Origin of the sequence: Arachidicoccus ginsenosidivorans, from assembly GCF_007971385.1 — a bacterium.
GTDB lineage: Bacteria > Bacteroidota > Bacteroidia > Chitinophagales > Chitinophagaceae > Arachidicoccus > Arachidicoccus ginsenosidivorans.
This window is the reverse complement of the sequence record NZ_CP042434.1, coordinates 769,321-789,096: the sequence shown is the minus strand read 5'-3', so window position 1 is coordinate 789,096 and position 19,776 is coordinate 769,321. Positions and strand designations below refer to the sequence as shown.

Below are 19,776 nucleotides of genomic sequence, written 5' to 3'. Positions count from 1 at the left end.
GCAAAAACTAATATGGACCATTTATCCGGATGGTGTACTAAAAATGGAGGCTGGTTATTTTCCACATCAATACGACTATGATTTTATGGGGCTTAGTTTTAATTTTCCAGAGAATTTGGTAACAGGTGTCAGACGTATGGGAGCCGGTCCTTACCGCGTCTGGAAAAACAGAATGGAAGGCGTAAAACTAGGTAATTGGGAAAATGCATATAACAATACCATCACAGGAGAGAATGTGCCCAGCATGGTCTATCCTGAATTTAAAGGATATTTTGCAAATCTGTATTGGATGCAATTGCAAACTAAAGTAATGCCTATAACCGTGCTGTGTGGTTCTGAAGATGTGTTTTTAAGGTTATATACCCCGAGTCTCCTAAAAAGCCCTACAATACGGCCCCCAAATTTCCAACAGGAGAGATCTCTTTTATGCATGCGATAGACCCGATAGGCACTAAATCGCAGGTGGCAGAAAATATGGGCCCATCTGGCAGAAAAAATATGTATTATGATTATGGCAAGTCCATGGATTATGCCAAACCTTTAACCCTGTATTTTATTTTTGGCTCCGCGCGAGGTACTAAAACTGGAGCTGAAGCTGGCGCTGGTGTTCAATAAAATAGTTGTAAAAATATTTATGAAAAGAATGTTAGTGATCCTTTGAAAAAATGTCGAACATATTACCGGGCTATTAAGCATATAGATGTGGCATCTTTTACGCAGCTTTGCCGTGGCTCTTTTTGCTGTGGTATTAACAAGGCGCTATTGAATTGTTTGGGGCAATTTATTGCCCTGATGAGTCTTACCACCTTATTTGCTCAGGGAGTAAAAGCTTCTACTCATGTTTGGGTTGACTTTTCGAAATCTGTATTTGAGATGCAAAAGCCTATTCAAAACAACTTTCAAAATAAGTCCGATCGCTATCAAAAGAGTGGAACTATCTGGGTGGATGGGCTAAGTTGTGCGCAAAAGAAAGCGCCTATAAATCTGGATATGACTAAGCCAGAACTGGGGTGGCAGATTAAAGCTGGTGAACAGCTGAAAAATGTATGGCAGACCGCCTATCAGATTCAGGTGGCTAGTAACAAAAACAATCTATTGGCAGGCAATGCAGATCTATGGGATAGTAAAAGGGTGTTATCAGATCAGCAATTGCATATCAATTATGAGGGCAAAGCATTACGTAGTTTTCAAAAAGTTTATTGGCGGGTACGCGTTTGGACAACTGAGGGGCGCTCGGACTGGAGCTCCGTGGCCAGTTGGCGCATGGGAATGCTACAGCTTTCAGACAGGAAAGGGAGGTGGATTGGATGGGATCAGCCTTTTTTGTGGGATAGTGTGCGCAAATTTCCGGTGCTCTCTGCCAGGTACCTGAGAAAAGAATTTACTGAGACCAAAGGGGTCAAATCAGCAGTTGCCTATATCAGCGGTCTGGGGCTTTATGAACTACATATTAATGGCAAAAAGGCCGGAGACGCAGTGCTTGCACCCGCACCCACGGATTATACCAAAACGGTGCTGTATAACGCGATAGATGTGACATCACTTTTAAAGCAGGGGCAAAATGCGATTGGTGTGGTTTTGGGCAGTGGCCGTTTTTTTGCTATGCGACAGGACTACAAGCCCTGGAAATGGCGCAACTTTGGATTTCCAAAATTATATTTTCAGCTGCGTATTGAATATACAGATGGTACGGTAAGCTCCGTTGTCTCTGATGACAGCTGGCATCTATCGGCCATGGGGCCTATTAGAAATAATAATGAGTATGATGGAGAGCGCTATGACGCGCGGATGGAATTAACGGGTTGGGACGAGCCAGGTTATATAATGCAAAAAGATGTTTGGCGACCAGTCCAATTGGTAACAGCGCCTACTGGCAAGTGGACCGCTCAGTTAAATCCACTTATGAAAGTCATGCAGCAGATTAAACCTGTAGCTGTCCTGGCGGCTGCAGATGGTGGTTTCATTTTGGATATGGGTCAAAATATGGCTGGTTGGATTCATATGGATCTAAATGGACTGGGACATAGAGGAGATACAGTAACGCTGCGTTTTGCAGAAAGCCTGACTAAAACAGCTGGCGGAATAGCTCAGTTGTATACTGCCAACCTGCGAGATGCCCGGGCAACTGATAGGTATATTATTAAAGGGGCTGAAAAGGAAGACTGGAGGCCTCATTTTACTTATCATGGGTTTAGATATGTGGAAGTACAAGGTTTTCCGAATACAAAAGGAGCCAGCCCCGAAAATAACATACAAAAGCTATTAGGAAGTTTTACCGGAGAAGTGGTATATGATAACTTGGATAATACCGGCTGGTTTAGCTGCTCTGACGCCACAATTAATCAGATCTATAAAAATGCTGTCTGGGGAATTAAATCCAATTATAAAGGTATGCCAGTTGATTGCCCGCAACGCAATGAACGCCAGCCTTGGTTGGGTGACCGAACAACGGGGGCATATGGAGAAAGTTTTGCCTTCAATAACCAGTTGCTTTATGATAAATGGATGAGCGATATCCAGGATGCCCAATTAGTGACTGGCAGCATACCAGACGTGGCACCTAATTTCTGGCTCTATTATAAGGATGACGTTACCTGGCCCTCCACTTTTCTAAGCGTAACCGATATGCTCTACAGGCAATATGGAGATCTGGCTGCCATTAGAAAGCATTATAGCTCCATGAAGTTCTGGATAGAATATATGCACCATAAATATGTAAAGGGGGGATTAATTGATAAAGATAGTTATGGTGACTGGTGTGTCCCACCCGACAGCTTGCATGTTATTCATAGTAGCAATCCGGCAAAAATTACGGCTGGAGGCTTGATTGCAACAGCTACTTTTTACCATGATCTTGAGCTTATGAGCAAGTTTGCCCTACTTATAGGTGCTGATAAAGACACTGGATTTTTTCGGCCTATCACCAGGGAAATGAAGACCGCATTTCAACAGCGTTATTTTAAGGCAGATAGTGGATATTATGGCAATAATACGGTAACGGCTAATTTACTGCCATTAGCTTTTGGGTTGACCAGTAAAGCCGATATACCCAGGGTTTTTAGCCGTATTGTTAATAAGACGCACCTGGTCTATGATGATCATATCAGTACGGGCGTTATCGGTATTCAATGGTTGCTTAGAATCCTTAGCCGCTATGGACGAAATGACTTGGCTGTGAAAATTGCCAGTCAAAGAACCTATCCGAGCTGGGGTTATATGGCTGCTAATGGCGCCACGACTATTTGGGAACTCTGGAACGGCAATACAGCTGATCCTGCTATGAATTCTCAAAATCACGTGATGCTGTTGGGCGATTTACTGATATGGTTGTTTGAAAATCAGGCAGGCATCAAAAGCGATCCGTTGCAGACTGGCTTTAAAAAAATAGTATTGGCACCCCAAATTAAAGGCGGTTTACAGTACGTGAAGGCGTCTTACCTGTCTGACTATGGTGCTATTAAAAGTGAATGGCATAAGAACAAGAACAGGGATCAGTGGACATGGCAGGTGTCCATACCCGCAGGCACCAAGGCGGTATTAAAATTTCCAAAAGGCGTCGAAAAGGTAAGCCAGGATGGCCGCCCTCTTGAAGGAACTGGACAAAATGGGGAAGATCTTCAACTAAAAATCGGATCGGGTACGTATTATTTTCAGGGGAGATTAATGGCTGGAATGGCAAATTCGGCAGATACAAAATAAACATGGGCGCATTAAAAATTATAAACGGGACGTATAATAATAACGAGCTAATAATAACGAGATAAAAATCAAAGTGATGAAAAAAATGAAGATGATAAATAAATACTTAAATCCGAAAATTCACGGCAATCATTTTTCTGTAGTATTAATGGCGTCGGGGTTGCTTATTATGGGGCTTTGCGGCTTGCTATCCGGCGGTCTGAGGGCGCAGTCTGTACTTACGACGCAAGAAGTTCAGAAAATACAGCAAAAAGCGAATAAATGGGTAAGTGCGCTTAATCTGACTGATGTGTCAAAAGCTGCAAAAGTAAAGGGGTTTGTCCGGCAGCATTTAACGGCAGTATATAATTGGAATAAAACCCATCCCGCTACAGATGTGCCTGCAGGCATAAATCCAAGAACCGGAGAGAAGCTAACAGCGCTGGATAGAAGAATGATTGCGCAGTCTGCTATGCCTGGCAGTGTACATCAAACATTAATGGATAGCTTAAATGCCTACCTGACCCCAGATCAGGTAGGAGAGGTCTTAGACGGCTATACGGTTGGCAAAGTGGCTTTTACCCTAAAAGGCTATCAGGCGATTGTTCCTGATCTGACAGACCAGGAGACTGCTGAGATTCTCAAAAATTTAAGACAGGCCAGAGAAGAGGCCATCGATTATAAAAATATGAAATCCATTTCTGGGATTTTTGAGATTTATAAGACCAAGAATGAAAAATATTTGAATGAGCATGGACGAAACTGGCACCAGCTTTTTAAAAACTATGTCAATATAGTAAAGGCACAGAAAGCAGCTAAAGCTGCAGAGAAGAAAAAATAAAATAGGAACAGAACGTTTATTTTGTAACGATTACATATAAAACACTTTAAAAATATAATATATGTTCAGCAAATGGGTAAAAAAAACAGGTATGATAAAAGCCATTACACAGCTATCGTTTGTGTTGATAGTGGTTATGATGGTTACTGCCTGCGGATTGGGGAACAGCTCAGGCAAAGAAGATGCGAATCAAGCAGATTTGGCAAAGGCGTATTGGAAAGATGGCATCGTAACCGATGAATTTATCTATGACAGCGCACCTTTTCCTTCCTGTCATGCTGCCACTATAGCAGAGACCCCGGCCGGTATGGTGGTTTCTTTTTTGGTGGAACCAAAGAAAGAAACCCGGATGTAGAAATTTATGTTTCCAGGCAAGTGGACGGTAAATGGACAGCGCCCGTGTCGGTGGCTAATGGCATTCAAAATGATACCCTGCGTTATCCTACCTGGAATCCGGTACTATATCAGGTCCCAGGCGGTGATTTATTGCTTTTTTATAAAATTGGCCCTAAACCATCTGCCTGGAAAGGTTGGATGATTCGCTCTAAAGACAACGGGCTGACCTGGTCTGCACCTAAAGCGCTTCCAGAAGGATTTTTAGGACCCATTAAAAATCAGCCTGTTTTACTCCCAGATGGAAAAACTTTGCTCTGTCCATCCAGTACGGAGGATCACGGCTGGCATGTGCATATAGAGAAAACAACTGATTTTGGCAAAACCTGGACCATGACAGGCCCCATTGATAACGGCAAGTTTCAAGGAGCGATACAACCGACCATTTTAGTGCATCCTGATCATCGTATTCAACTACTTTGCAGAAGCAAGGATCGGGCAATTTTGGAGTCCTGGTCAAGCGATAATGGGCAGACCTGGACACCACTGGCCAGAACCAAACTTCCCAATAATAATTCGGGAATAGATGCAGTTACGCTAAAAGATGGCAGTTTTGCCTTGGCTTATAATCACGTGATTCCACCTGCCGGGAAGGCTAAAGGTGCCAGAACACCGCTCAATCTAGCCGTATCCAAAGACGGGGTAAACTGGGATGCGGCGGCTATTTTGGAGGATTCTCCCATCAGTCAGTATTCTTATCCGACTATTATTCAGTCCAGCGATGGCAAGCTTCACGTGGTATATACCTGGCGCAGGAAGAAAATTAAACATGCTGTAATTGACCCCGGCCAGCTAAAAACCTTGCCCATTAAGGATAGTATCTGGCCGCCTGTAAAAGGGTATATTCCCCCGTGCCAGAAAAATAAACGGCTAATAATCATCTGGATAATACACGGTAGTCTTAAAGCCCGTAATTACCGTACTTATAATATTAAAATGTCAATTATGGCAGGTTCTGATAAACATACATTGAAAAGTGGTTGGCTGGTAACAGTCGTGATGTTGCTGTTTTTTATAAGCAGTCGGGCGCATAGGCTGCAGGCGCAGTCGGCCAAATCTTTGTATGAGCATGTGAACCAGAACACGGATAGTTTGTATAAACTTCCTTTAACAACAGTTTTATCCCAAATCGAATCCAGGTTTAAGGTAAAAATTCGCTATGCGCCTGAGTTGGTTGAAAATAAATGGGTGACTTATGCATTTTGGCGTTTCAGGCCGACCCTGCAGGCGACTTTTGAAAAGGTACTGGGGCCGCTGGATTTAAAGGTAAATCCGGATGGGGATCATAAATATGAACTCAAGGCTTTTGAGTATTACAGGTGGCCTGTTAAGGAAGGCTGGGCAGCACTTGATGCCATTGCCAGTCAGTATCACGACAAGGAAAGCTGGGAGAAAAGAAAGGATTCGATTAGGCCGGAGCTTTATCAGGCGGTGGGGTTATTTCCCATGCCAGCCCGGCCGAAGCGGCGGGTTTTGCTAACACCACTTAGAAAATATCCGGATTATACTGTGCAGAATTTTGCCCTGGAAATCCTGCCAGGATTATATCTGAATGGATCCATTTATGCGCCGCTGCACTTTAAAGGCAAAATACCGGTCATGTTAAGCCCTGATGGTCACTGGACGGATCAAAGGTATAGAAAGGATTGCCAGATCAGATGTGCTACTTTGGCCAAGTTGGGCGCCATGGCCATCAGTTATGATCTTTTTGCCTGGGGGAATCTCTGTTACAGTTTCACTCGCAGGATCACCGAAAAAGTCTCTCCATCACCGTACAGACGCTCGGCGCAATCCGGTTACTGGATTATGTATGCGCTTTAAAACAGGTGGATACTAGTCGCATTGGCATCAGTGGCGGCTCAGGCGGCGGTAGTCATACAGTACTGATGGCGGCCATGGATCCACGCATTAAATTAAGCGCGCCCGTCGTAGCAGTCTCTTCTTTTTTCTATGGTGGTTGCCCTTGCGAGAGCGGCCGGGGTATTCACGAGTGTGGCGGCGGAACGGATAACGTTGAACTGGCGGCCATGGCCGCCCCTCATCCACAACTACTCATCTCCGATGGGCACGACTGGACCAGGTATATGCCTGAACACGACTTTCCTTATCTGCAAAAGGTGTATGGCTATTTTGGCGCAAAGCAACTTGTTTCCAATGTGCACCTGCCAAAAGAGTCTCATGATTATGGCCCATCAAAAAGGCAGGCTCTTTACCGTTTTGTCAGTAAATATTTTCACCTGCCGTTGACGCGCATTGAATCTAAGCGTGGTCTAATAGATGAATCCTTTGTGCATATTGAGCCCAAAGAAGCGATGTATGCATTTGGGCCACATGGCGAGGATTTGCCCTCAGATGCCATAAAAGGGTATGATAACCTGGTTCGGGTCTATAACCAGGAGATGGCTATTGCGAAAAAGAAGGCGCAAATGACTAATAAGTAAATTGTTGAATAAAAATGAACAGACAGGCATAACCATGAATAATCATGAATAGACGTACTTTCCATATTATTTTTAAATATACCGGCCTTATTAAACGTAAAAAAAATAAGCCACAATTACGGACAGTTACTGCGATCTGCCTTATGGGCTGTCTGTGTAGTTTTGCCGGTACATCAGTAAGTTATGCAAAGCCGTTGCAGCAAGCAAATATAGCTTCACTAAAAAATGCTGTCAAGGGTAACTGGTATACTTTGTACGTATCTCCTAAGGGAGATGATGCAAACTCAGGAACAGCTGTGTCGCCTTTGAGAACCGTCGCCTTTGCGATCAGAAAGGCAAGAAATGCGCGTAGGTTAAAACTAAACAGGTTGCCTGATGGCCAGTTGCAAGGGATTCAGATATTACTGGAAGATGGGGTGTATCAACCTGAAACCACCCTTCGGATTCGTCCGGAGGATGGCGGGAGTGATAATGCGCCGACCAGAATCGCTGCTGTTCATAAGGGTAAAGCGGTGATCAGTGGCGGTAGATCCGTTACTGGCTGGCAAAAAATAAACCCTCATGACCCTATGTATGCAGCTTTCCCTAAAGGAGCAGCGCCTAATATCTATGTGGCAGAGGTGCCGGGTCAGTTAGGGACAGCAATTGATTTCAGGCAACTTTGGGTAAACGGTCACAAAGCCATCCGTGCGGAATCTATTAATGGGGGCAGTTATGGACGGCCCATGCAGCGCATCTTTTCATGGGACCATAAGCAGCAGTCTTGTTGGATACCCAAACCTGCAGGCTTTAATCCCGCACAGGCCGTCGGCATGGAAATGCTGATTCACCAGTGGTGGGCAATCGCTAATCTGCGCATTCGCCTGACTAAAGTTAGGGGAGACAGTGTGCAGTTATATTTTATGCAACCGGAGTCAAAGATTGAGTCGGAGCACCCCTGGCCTGCGCCCTGGCTTTCTACCAAAACCGGAAACTCTGCTTTTTATCTATCTAATGCGCCTTGTTTTTTAGATGCGCCCGGTGAATGGTACTTTGACCGGGGCAGACAAAGACTGTATTATTTGCCCAGAAAAGGGGAAGACTTATCACTGGCTAAGGTCATATTTCCATTTTTGACCGCTGTATTAAATGTGGAAGGCACCCCGGAGGCAACGGTTAATAATATCCAGTTATCAGGGATTGATTTTCGCTACTGCACCTGGCTCAGACCTTCAAATAAAGGCCATGTAGCGCTGCAGGCCGGCATGTTTCTTAAGGAGGCTTATAAGCTACAGCGACCAGGGACGCCTGAGAAGCGTTCTTTGGAAAATCAGGCCTGGATCGGCCGGCCACCTGGCGGAGTTCAGTTGTATTATACCCAAAATGCAATAATTGAAGATTGCAGTTTTCAGCATATGGCCTCCACAGGACTGGATCTGGTCATCGGTACTAAAGGAAGTGTGGTCCTGGGAAATTTATTTAAAGATATTGGCGGAACAGGGGTTCAGGTGGGGACTTATTCTCCAGAAAATCAGGAAACGCATCTGCCGTATAACCCAGTCAATCCGGCTGATATTTGCCAATTTGATACCATTGAAAATAATTTGGTAACGGACGCTGCTAATGAAGATTGGGGATGTGTGGGCATCAGTGCAGGCTATGTACATAATCTCTATATTGCACACAATGAAGTGTCTGATGTATCGTATTCAGGCATTTGTGTTGGCTGGGGGTGGACCAGGAAAATCAGTGCACTTTCAGAAAATCAGATTCTGGACAATAAAGTCACGCATTATGGCAAAAGAATGTACGATGTAGGTGGTTTATATACCTTATCGGCCCAGCCAGGAACCGTGATTGAAGGTAATTATATTGATTCAATTTATAAGGCGCCCTACCCGCATGATCCAGACCACTGGTTCTATTTTTATTTGGACGAGGGCTCTTCCTATATTACCATTAAAAACAACTGGTGTCCTGCCTTAAAAGTGATGAAAAATGCCAATGGACCAGGTAATAGCCTGGAAAATAACGGGCCTCAGGTGGCGGATTCCATTAAACAAAATGCGGGGCTTACGGCAAACTATCAATATTTACTAAATGAAAAGATAGCGGATGGCAATTGGCCGGTGCAACCAGTGCCTGTCATCAGTATAAAGGATAAAAATTAATTTAAATATCATGCAACATAAAAAACTAGGCATTGGCATATTAGGTCTTGGTGAGGGGAGAAGTGCAATGTCTGCAGCGTTAAATAGTCCACTACTAAACCTGGTTATGGTTTGCGATCTAAATGAACAGGTGTGCCGGCATCGGGCGGAAGAATTTGGATTTCATAGCTATACGACCAGCTATGCCGATTTGTTAGCGAATTCTGCGGTAGATATCGTCGCTATCTATACGCCGGATCATTTACATGCAGCCCATGTAACCCAAGCGCTACAGGCAGGCAAACATGTTATCTGTACCAAACCTTTTATTGATAATCTAACAGATGCGAAGCCGTTATTAGCGCTGGGGCGTAAAACCGGTTTGCGTTGTTTCGTTGGACAGAGCTCGCGGTTTTTTGAACCCATGCGTCAGCAAAGAAAAGATTTTGAGGCGGGAGAGATTGGTGAATTAATAACAATTGAGGCTTATTATCATGCGGATCACCGGTGGTTTTTGGAAAAGCCATGGGCATTGCAGGATGCATTTAAATGGCTCTATGGTGGGCTTAGTCATCCGGTGGATTTTATTCGTTGGTATTTACCTCATCTGGACTCCGTTATGGGCTATGGCATGCTGAGTCAAAATGGCAAAGCCGGTGGATTGCATCATGAAGATACCATGCATTTTATTTTTAAGGCCAAAGATGGCCGTGTCGCCAGGGTCAGTGGCTGTTATACAGGGCCTGTACAACCAGTTACCAGAGACAGCGAAATGAGTTGTATTCTTAGAGGGACCCATGGATGTAGTCAGGGGGATTATATGGATTTGCGCTATGCAATTACCAATAAGGAGGGCAAGGAGCTGATCCAGACCTGGGAGCACCGCTTAAAGCATTATTTTAGGTTTGAAGGTAAGAGTCATCATGCAGGAGAGTACCAAAATTATATGGAATATGTAGCCCAGGCTATTTTGGAAGATAAGCCTGCTTATCCTGATATGGAAGAGGCTATCGGTACGGTGGCCGTTTTGCAGGCGATGGATGCGTCCCTTAGAACAGGAAGGCCTGTTGTGATTGATCATCTTTTGCAACAACATGGGCTATCACCGCTATAAACCTTTTATTTTAATCTTGCATTTAGCTAATTATGAATTCTATTTATAATGCACTTCAGCCAGTCGATTTTGTGATCGTCATTTTGTATCTCCTGATACTATTTGGCCTGGGCTATTATGTGAGTTTTGTAAAAAAAAGAAAAAAGGGCGAGAATCTTTTTTTGGCGCAGCATACGCTGGGTTGGTCCAGTATTGGTCTAAATATGTGGGGCACCAATGTAGGCCCCTCGATGTTGATTGCATCGGCCAGTATTGGTTATTCCACAGGTATTGTGGCCGGGAATTTTGCCTGGTACGCTTTTGTTTTTATTGGCCTGCTGGCACTTTATTTTGCACCTCGGTACCTGGGCGCTAAAATTTCCACTTTGCCAGAGTATATGGGATTACATTTTGGACTGCGCACAAGAACCATACTGGCTTGGTATACCTTGATTACGATACTGATTTCCTGGCTTTCACTGGGGCTCTTTGCAGGAGGTATCCTGGTGCAGCAATTGCTGAATATCCCGATGTGGCAGTCCGTACTCGCAATGATTGTGCTGGCAACTTTTTTTGCAGCCAGTGGCGGACTAAGGGCCATTGCACTGACCAATATGTTTCAAATGATTCTTTTAATTGCTGTATCGCTTTTGCTGGTGATATTAGGGATAGAGAAAATTGGTGGATTAAGTCAGCTTTTTCAAAAAACGCCCGACCATTACTGGAATTTATTTTTACCGGCAAATGACAAGGCGTATCCCTGGACAGCCATTATTTTGGGTTACCCTATTATGGGGATCTGGTTTTGGTGTACAGAGCAATCCATGGTGCAGTCCGTGCTGGGGGCCAAAAGCCTGGAACAAGGGCAGCTGGGTGCTAATTTTATCGGATGGCTGAAGATTTTGGATGTGCCGCTTTTTATTCTGCCCGGTATCATCTGTTTTATTTTGTATCCACATATGAAAAATCCGGATGAAGCTTATCTGGTCATGGTTACGCAGTTATTCCCGGCAGGCATGAAAGGATTAATTATTGTGGTACTGATTGCGGCACTGGTGTCCAATATTGGCTCTTCACTTAATTCGGTCAGTACGGTGTTTACGATGGATATTTTTGTAAAAAAATACCAGCCTGATGCGACAAATAAAGAGATTATTCGAATCGGACGCTATGTTACCGTAGGCAGCGCTGTTATTTCTGTAATTATCGCCCTGGCTATTAATTCAATCAAAGGCCTGAATCTTTTTGATGTATTTCAATCTGTATTAGGCTTTTTGGCACCGCCCATGTCTGTGGTATTTCTGTTTGGTATACTATGGAAGAAAACCAGTGCAAAGGCGGTAAATATGGTTTTGACCTATGGAACCGGGTTTAGTGTTTTGGTCGGGGTTTTATATCTCTGGGTCTGGCCATCCAGCAAGTATCCTGCCTGGCCCCATTTTTTGCTATTGTCTTTTTATATTTTTCTGATACTCTCCCTGTTTTTATTTGCCGTGTCCAGCCTGGCAGGCCGGCGTACGGAAATACAAAATAAGGGTAAGCTGGTTGTGGACTTTGTGCCTAAAAAACCGTCCCGGCTGGTTATATTTAGTTGGGTGCTGCTAACTATTGTAATGGTAGCCTTGTATATTTATTTTAATGGACATTAATCTCAGCATATGAAACCGAAATTTTTAAATAGAATATTTACTTGTATAAATTGGAGAAGCCCTGTTAAAGGGGTAAAGACGCTGTTGCTGTTTTTGATGTGCGCTGTGACCATACAAGTGGGGGACTTGTATGCGCAGCCAAGGGGTAGTAACTTAACAGCAGATGCGCCAGCTGGCCAGGCTACCTGGATCTGGTATCCTGGTGATTACGCCGTATGGCTGGCTAATAAAATGCAAAACAGAAGAACAGAACGAGGTGCTTTTTTGCCGGTATTCTGGAAAATGGACAGTCATTATGTACTCGTTGAATTTCATAAGGATATAAATCTATCCCATCCTGACACCATTCAGATTGCCGTAGAAGGTCGCTATAATGTCAAAATTGACGGCAAAGCCATTACGGGTAATTTAAAAACGATCCAACTGCCCAAAGGCCAACATAGGCTTAGCCTGAAAGTTTATAACCAGGCGGCTGTACCGGCGATTTATGTAAAAGGAAATCAGGTTATTTCTGATGGAAGCTGGCAGGTGACTTTTGAAGATAAGGAGTGGATAGACGCCTCCGGCAAGGCTTCAGATAAGTCCGGAACTACTTATGAACATGCAGGTTATTGGAATTTTAATACAGCGGCTAATAAACCCTCGGCGTTTCAACTGCAAACGGTGCCTGCAAGCCCTGTAAAGAGAACTGTGTTGCCAAGTGGCAGCGTTTTGCTGGATTTTGGTAAAGAAACCTTTGGTTTTATCAGGCTTAAAGAAGTTAGCGGAAAAGGCGTTGTAAATATTTATTACGGGGAATCTAAGGCAGAGGCGTTATCCAGGGATAGTTGTGAGACCTTAGATCGAATTGAATTTACTACCCCTGTTAATAATTTTGATACCACCACAGCTTCCACTAAAGCGTTTCGGTATGTCCAGATCGATGCGCCCAAAGCCGTGAAAATTGGTCAGGTGGATATGCTCTATGAATATGCACCAGTTACTTCCAGGGGGGCTTTTAGCTGTTCAGACTCATTGATTAATAAAATCTGGCAGGTAGCTGCTTATACATTGCACCTTAATACCCGTGAATTTTTTATAGACGGTATCAAAAGAGACCGGTGGATCTGGTCAGGGGATGCCAATCAGAGTTTTCTAATGAACTATTATTTGTATTTTGATCAGCCGACAGTCAAAAGAACGCTGTATGCTTTAAGAGGGAAAGATCCGGTGACCAGCCATATTAATACCATCATGGATTATAGTTTTTACTGGTTTATGGCAGTAAAAGACTATTATGAATATAGCGGTGATGCTGAACTGGTGAAAACTATTTATCCCAAAATGCAAACGCTCATGCGTTATTGTCTCTCAAGAACGGATAAAGATGGATTTATGGAAGGATTATCAGGTGACTGGGTGTTTATCGACTGGGCGGACCATCTGACAAAAAAAGGCGCATTGAGTTTTGAACAGCTGCTTTTTTGTCAAAGTCTGGAGACGATGGCCATCTGTGCCAATGTATGTGGAGATAAAGCGGGTGCTAAAAAGTACCAAAATCTGGCCTCACAACTAAAGGCAAAGCTGTTTTCTGTTTTTTGGGACTCAGAAAGGCATGCTTTTATTCACCGGATTTTTAAGGGAAAAAAGGACGAGGCCGTCTTTAGATACACCAATATGTTTGCTCTTTTGCTGGGGTATCTGAGTCCGGTTCAAAGAAAGGAAGTTATTACTCATGTATTGCTAAACAACCAGGTTCAGGCCATACATACACCCTATATGCGGTTTTACGAATTGGCTGCACTCTGCGTCGCTGATAGTCAAAAGGTCGTTACCCGGGAAATAAAATCCTATTGGGGCGGCATGTTGCAAAAGGGTGCAACCAGTTTTTGGGAAGAGTATGATCCGGCGGCAAAAGGAGATGCGCAGTATGCCATGTATGGCAGGCCATTTGGAAAGAGTCTATGTCACGCTTGGGGAGCGAGCCCGATTTATTTACTCGGAAAATATTATTTAGGGGTCCAGCCTACCAGTCCGGGCTATAAAACCTATGAAGTTAAGCCCGCTCTGGGTGGCCTTAAGTGGATCAAAGGTTCTGTGCCTTTTGCTAAAGGCGATATTCAAATTTATTGTGATCAAAAGCAAATAAAGGTAAAAACAACAGGGCAGACAGAAAAAGGAACATTAATCTTCCATAGTCGTACGCAGCCACGGACCAATTTGGGCACCATAAAACAAACCAGCGAGCAGGCGTATACGCTGGAATTGCACACTGGTCAGCAATATGTTGTAAATTACGAAGCGATATAGGCGGTCTTTTGATTCCGGTCGTGAGTAATGAAAAAAATATTATAAAAAAGCGTGATAACAGCATTCAGAGCATATCAGGATAAAAATAGCATTTATAAACAAAAGGCAGGCCATGCGCAGTGGTTGCTATCTGGTATTTTACAACTGATCCTAGCCTTAGTACCTGTGATAATATGGGCGCAATCAAGCGGTAAAAGTGAACCCGCTGCGCTTATGACGGTCAATTTAAAGGTAAATGAGCGCTCCAGTTTAGCAGGTATGGCGGTAGGAGCGAGGCTACCTAGGTTTAGCTGGGAGGTTAAAACAAATCAGCCTGCAGGCACTGTAAACCATGGAAGTGCGCGGGTTAGCGCTTACCAGATTTTAGTTGGTCAACTGAGCGACCTAAAATCAGTTATGGGCCAGACGAATAAGAAAAAGGTTGGTAAGTGGCTCAATTCCAATGAAGACTTATATTGGAACAGCTTTAAGCAAACAAAAGGAGATTTATTCCATACGATCTATAATGGCAAAAAGCAATTGCAGTCAGATCGAATATATTACTGGATGGTCAGGGTATGGGATGAAAAGGGGAGGCCTGGCAAGTGGAGCCAGGTGGATTCATTTCAGACGGCACTTTTTGAGAGAAAGGATTTTGCCGGAGCCCGTTGGATTGGCAGAAATCAAATGCTGCCTGAAGAGCGGATATTACCCGGTGATACCGCCGTTATAGTGACTAGCTCAGATGGAAAGAAAAAGAAATTGCCTTTTGGGAGCGTTGGTGATACCTTGCCCTTATTTAGAAAATCCTTTGATCTTTTTGGCAAGGCAAGTCAGATCCAGAGAGCAACGCTGTATGTTTCAGGTTTGGGTCAGTTGGAAGCGAGACTTAACGGGCAGAAAATAGGGGATCATTTTTTAGATCCGGGCTGGACCAATTATCAGAAAGTCGCTTTATATGTTGCCCTTGATGTGACAAAGCTAATTAAGGATAGTGAAAATGTACTCGGTGTAGAACTTGGCAATGGGTTTTATTATATCCCAGGATCCAAGGATTGGTATAAGAAACTATTGGTTCAATACGGCTTTCCTAAAATGATCTGTCGGCTCTCGATTCATTACAAGGATGGCCGTAGTCAAAATGTCGTCTCGAACACGAGCTGGCAATCAGGGGTTTCTGCTACCTGGTTTTCCAGCATTTATGGCGGGGAACTGGAAAATGGGACCAAACAGGCTACTGGCTGGGATAAACCAGGATTTGATCCTGCAAAAAAGGGCTGGAAGGCCGCAATTACGGTAATTGATACACCGACTGGTTTGACATTACAGAAAACAGATCCCATCAAAGTGATGGAAAAGTTTAGCGCCAAGGCCATTTATCCAGTTAATCCAGCAAATGGACAAGGTGAAGCTACGGATAACTGGCTCTATGATATGGGGCAAAACTGTTCAGGGATTCCTTATATGGAGCTTTCTGGAAAAAGGGGGATACGGTTACACTATTGCCTGCAGAGCTTATGACGGCCAGGTATACAGCCAATCAAAAGGCGACCGGTAAATACCGACTGATATATGTACTTGAAAAAGACGGGCTGCAAAGCTGGCATCCTAAGTTTACCTATTATGGGTTTCGTTATATCCAGTTAAAAGGCGCCGTCCCTAAGGGTAAGCCAAATCCAAATGGAAAACCCGTTGTAAAGTTAATGGAGACTTGGCATATCCGTAACAGTGCACCTGAGGCGGGTCATTTTAGTTGTTCCAGTGATCTGTTTAATAAAACCAGTGAGCTGATCAGGTGGGCCATTAAAAGTAATATGATGAGCCTTTTTACGGATTGTCCGCACCGCGAGAAACTTGGTTGGCTGGAGCAACTGCATTTGATGGGGAGTTCTGTTCGCTATAATTACCAAATCCATCATCTGTTGACTAAGTCGCTGTCTGATATGCGGGCTGCGCAAACCAAAGATGGCCTCATCCCGGAAATAGCACCGGAGTATACTGTCTTTACCTGGGGCGGGGATATGTTTAGGGATTCTCCGGAGTGGGGAAGTAGTGCCATTATTGTTCCCTGGTATTTATACAGCTGGTATGGAGACAGCTCGGCATTAAAAGATAATTATGCCATGATGGCCCGCTATCACAATTATCTAAAGGGCAAAGCAAAAAATCATATACTTTATCAGGGGTTGGGAGATTGGTACGACCTTGGCCCCAAACCTCCGGGTACTTCTCAGTTAACCCCTAAAGGTCTAACCGCTACGGCTATTTATTATTATGATCTGGGGATCTTATCAAATACGGCCCAGCTGCTTGATAAACAAACTGACCGACAAGAATTTATTCAGGAAGCAGCGCAGGTTAAAAGCGCCTTTAATCAGCAATTTTTGCATGAAGGTACAGACAGTGCAGGTGGCAAGACGGCCTATTATGGTGCAGGCAGTCAGACGGCGGATGCCATGGCACTTTATATGGATTTAGTACCGGATCATCTTCATGACCTGGTTGTGCATCATCTTGTAACAGGAATTATTCAAAATAATTACCGGCTGACAGCAGGAGATATCGGATATCGTTATTTGCTTAGGGTACTGGAGGCGGAAGGCTATAATGATCTGATCTTTAAAATGAACAACCGCAGTGATGTGCCGGGCTATGGTTATCAGATTGCTCATGGAGCGACAGCCCTCACAGAGTCCTGGCAGGCACTCCCCAGTGTTTCTAATAATCACTTTATGCTGGGGCACTTAATGGAATGGTTTTATTCCGGTCTGCTGGGCATACGCCTAGATTTTGCCTCAAAAGAGCATCCCGGTCATCCCTATTTAGTAATTGCACCAGAGATGGTGGGTGGTTTAAGCTGGGCCAAAGGAGATTATATGACCCCTTATGGCCAGGTTAAAGTGTATTGGCAGAAACACAAAGAAGCTATTGAGCTCAGGCTGCAGGTGCCGGTTGGATTGACAGCCGAGGTAAGATTACCTTATCAGAAACAAACAGCTTTAACAACTAAAAAGCAAAAAAAAGATTCAGAAAACGCGCCTGTACAAATAAAAACGGTGCACGGTAAAAAGTATTTTGTAACAATGGCTAGCAGTGGCGATCATATTTATAAACTACAACCAAAGCATTCATCAATCAATTGGCTAAATAAATAATTAATTATTTTAATGAAAGTGTTTAATAAAAGGATATCCGGGAAAATCGTTCAGTGTTGGCTGATATTATGTCGACCAGGACTGCTATAAAAGGTTATGCGAAGGTGTTGAAATACGTTGCAGCACTCTTGATTGGTTTAACCTTGTCTAACCTGAGTGGTGAAATTCATGCGCAGTCAAAAGGCAGCGCAAATGATAGCGCCAAGCCGGTATCTGCAGAAGTGATGGAATCTGTCTATCAACAGGTCAAAACACCGTATAAGTATGGACTCGTTATGGTGCCAGCCTCTAATGATAAGAAGCTGGATTGTCCCAGTATTTTTAGAAAAGCGGGTAAATGGTATATGGTATATATTGTTTTTGATGGCAGAGGTTATGAGACCTGGCTGGCAGTTTCTAAAGATCTGCTACATTGGGAAAGTAAAGGTAAATTGATGGCCTTTTCTGATAGCACTGACTGGGATGCTAATCAGAAAGCCGGTTATGTCGCCCTGGAAACCATTAAATGGGGCGGTAAATATAAATGGCAACCTTACCAGGGGAAATACTGGATGTCTTATTTTGGTGGCAATAGCACTGGTTACGAAAAAGGGTTACTGTCTATTAGTATGGCCTGGACAAAAAAAGATCCAACAGTGGTACATCCCTGGCAGCGCATTGGTCATCCGGTTTTAATGTCTACTGATAAAGATGTTCGTTGGTGGGAAAACCATACGCAATATAAGAGCACGGTAATCTGGGACAAAGCCCGCCGTACAGGACATCCTTTTGTAATGTATTATAACGCCAATGGGGATAGCCTGTCCAAAACCCGTGGTGCAGAAAGAATTGGTATGGCCGTCTCTGATGATATGACCCATTGGCAGCGTTACAGAAGAAATCCGGTTCTGGATCACCATCAAGGAATTACAGGAGATCCTGTCATTCAGAAAATAGGCCATCTATATGTGATGTTTTATTTTGGGGCTTTCTGGAAAAACAAAGGCGGCGCCTTTAACCGGTTTGCCTGTTCTTATGATTTGATTCACTGGACAGACTGGACAGGGGCGGATTTGATTCAGCCCTCTGAAGCGTATGATAATATGTTTGCCCATAAATCCTTTGTTTTAAAGTATAAAGGAGTGGTGTATCATTTTTATTGCGCAGTAAATAAGGCTGGGCAGCGGGGCATTGCTGTGGCAACATCAAAAAAATAGGGACCAGCAGTCTTCATTTTGTGGCGCCTCCCATCAAGAAGGCGAAAAAATAGAGAAGTTGAAACGACCGTTTATAGCGTGGTTCGCAATAAAAATTAGCCGTAAAGCATTGTGGTTGAAAAAGACCCGGCATAATCATATAACTTAATTGGAAATCCCGGAACAAAAAAATGGTCATAACTATGATCCGGCATGATAAAAAAAGAAATATTTTGAGAAAAAGAGTGCCCCCGTATTTTAAGATGCTTTTAATGCTGGCTGTTTTCAGCCAGTTGTCTGCCTGTCATTTAATAGGGGTACATGCAGGCTCAGACACTGATTATTTATCGGAAAAGGTACTTTTTAATACCGACTGGCAATTTCATTTGGGCAGTATAGACTCTATAAAATCGATGACAGATACGACTACTGTCCTAAATAAGAAGCCTTCTGAGAGTCTTTTTTGGCGTACGCTGACCCTGCCCCATGACTGGAGTGTTGAAGGTGCTTTTAGTCAGGCAAATCCTGCAGGTAATCAGGGAGGCGCCCTGCCGGGCGGCGTTGGCTGGTATAGGAAAGTATTTAGACTAGACAGTAAAGACAGCACCCGAAAAATAGGGATTCATTTCGATGGTATCTACAGAAATAGTGAAGTCTGGATTAACGGACATTTGCTTGGTCAGCGTCCCAATGGATTTATTGGTTTTGATTATAATATGACCAACTACCTGAATTTTGATGGCCGCAGTAATGTTCTATTAGTACGCGCAGATAATAGCCGCCAACCAAATGCCAGGTGGTATACTGGATCAGGCATCAATAGAGACGTATATCTGATCAAAAATGGTCCGCTTTCTATTAATGACAAAAAGAGTTATTTTTTGCGACTGTAGTTAAGGACACCGCAGTTGCGACTCTTGAAAAGGTTAACCTCGAGAGAAATAGTCAAGTCGC

General features: G+C 43.7%; 14 protein-coding genes. All 14 read left to right on the top strand.

The genetic code is table 11. The annotated features are described in order from the left end of the window. The first annotated feature begins 426 nt into the window (after positions 1-426). The 14 genes from FSB73_RS23940 to FSB73_RS03020 all read left to right on the top strand — a co-directional run bounded on the left by FSB73_RS23940 (position 427) and on the right by FSB73_RS03020 (position 19,715). Positions 427-615, top strand: coding sequence for a hypothetical protein (locus FSB73_RS23940; RefSeq protein ID WP_225974434.1), 189 nt, complete (start codon positions 427-429; stop codon positions 613-615). An 87-nt stretch (positions 616-702) separates the two neighbouring features. Next, positions 703-3,699: an alpha-L-rhamnosidase gene (locus FSB73_RS03075; RefSeq protein ID WP_146780073.1), complete on the top strand. Its 2,997-nt coding sequence runs from the start codon at positions 703-705 to the stop codon at positions 3,697-3,699. A gap of 76 nt (positions 3,700-3,775) precedes the next feature. Further along, entirely contained in the window at positions 3,776-4,519 is a 744-nt protein-coding gene (locus FSB73_RS03070) for a DUF3826 domain-containing protein (protein WP_146780072.1), read from the top strand. Positions 4,520-4,610: 91 nt separating this feature from the next. Next, on the top strand, positions 4,611-4,874 hold the full coding sequence (locus FSB73_RS23935) for a hypothetical protein (RefSeq protein WP_225974433.1): 264 nt from the start codon (positions 4,611-4,613) through the stop codon (positions 4,872-4,874). Between the two features lie 20 nt (positions 4,875-4,894). Beyond that, complete coding sequence (locus FSB73_RS23930) at positions 4,895-6,733, top strand: sialidase family protein (protein ID WP_262712473.1); 1,839 nt, start codon at positions 4,895-4,897, stop codon at positions 6,731-6,733. A gap of 5 nt (positions 6,734-6,738) precedes the next feature. Next, entirely contained in the window at positions 6,739-7,353 is a 615-nt protein-coding gene (locus tag FSB73_RS23925) for a hypothetical protein (RefSeq protein ID WP_262712472.1), read from the top strand. Positions 7,354-7,397: 44 nt separating this feature from the next. Further along, on the top strand, positions 7,398-9,503 hold the full coding sequence (locus FSB73_RS03055) for a right-handed parallel beta-helix repeat-containing protein (RefSeq protein ID WP_146780071.1): 2,106 nt from the start codon (positions 7,398-7,400) through the stop codon (positions 9,501-9,503). Between the two features lie 10 nt (positions 9,504-9,513). Next, complete coding sequence (locus FSB73_RS03050) at positions 9,514-10,596, top strand: Gfo/Idh/MocA family protein (RefSeq protein WP_146780070.1); 1,083 nt, start codon at positions 9,514-9,516, stop codon at positions 10,594-10,596. A 32-nt stretch (positions 10,597-10,628) separates the two neighbouring features. Next, positions 10,629-12,224, top strand: coding sequence for a sodium:solute symporter family transporter (locus FSB73_RS03045; RefSeq protein ID WP_146780069.1), 1,596 nt, complete (start codon positions 10,629-10,631; stop codon positions 12,222-12,224). A 9-nt stretch (positions 12,225-12,233) separates the two neighbouring features. Continuing rightward, on the top strand, positions 12,234-14,513 hold the full coding sequence (locus FSB73_RS03040; protein ID WP_225974432.1) for an alpha-L-rhamnosidase-related protein: 2,280 nt from the start codon (positions 12,234-12,236) through the stop codon (positions 14,511-14,513). Positions 14,514-14,564: 51 nt separating this feature from the next. Beyond that, positions 14,565-16,013, top strand: coding sequence for an alpha-L-rhamnosidase N-terminal domain-containing protein (locus FSB73_RS03035; protein WP_146780068.1), 1,449 nt, complete (start codon positions 14,565-14,567; stop codon positions 16,011-16,013). Beyond that, complete coding sequence (locus tag FSB73_RS03030; RefSeq protein ID WP_146780067.1) at positions 15,995-17,647, top strand: family 78 glycoside hydrolase catalytic domain; 1,653 nt, start codon at positions 15,995-15,997, stop codon at positions 17,645-17,647. Before FSB73_RS03035 ends, FSB73_RS03030 begins: the two co-directional genes overlap by 19 nt. A 56-nt stretch (positions 17,648-17,703) precedes the next feature. Further along, complete coding sequence (locus tag FSB73_RS03025; RefSeq protein WP_225974431.1) at positions 17,704-18,843, top strand: glycoside hydrolase family protein; 1,140 nt, start codon at positions 17,704-17,706, stop codon at positions 18,841-18,843. Between the two features lie 212 nt (positions 18,844-19,055). Continuing rightward, positions 19,056-19,715, top strand: coding sequence for a sugar-binding domain-containing protein (locus tag FSB73_RS03020; protein ID WP_225974430.1), 660 nt, complete (start codon positions 19,056-19,058; stop codon positions 19,713-19,715). Positions 19,716-19,776: the final 61 nt, after the last annotated feature.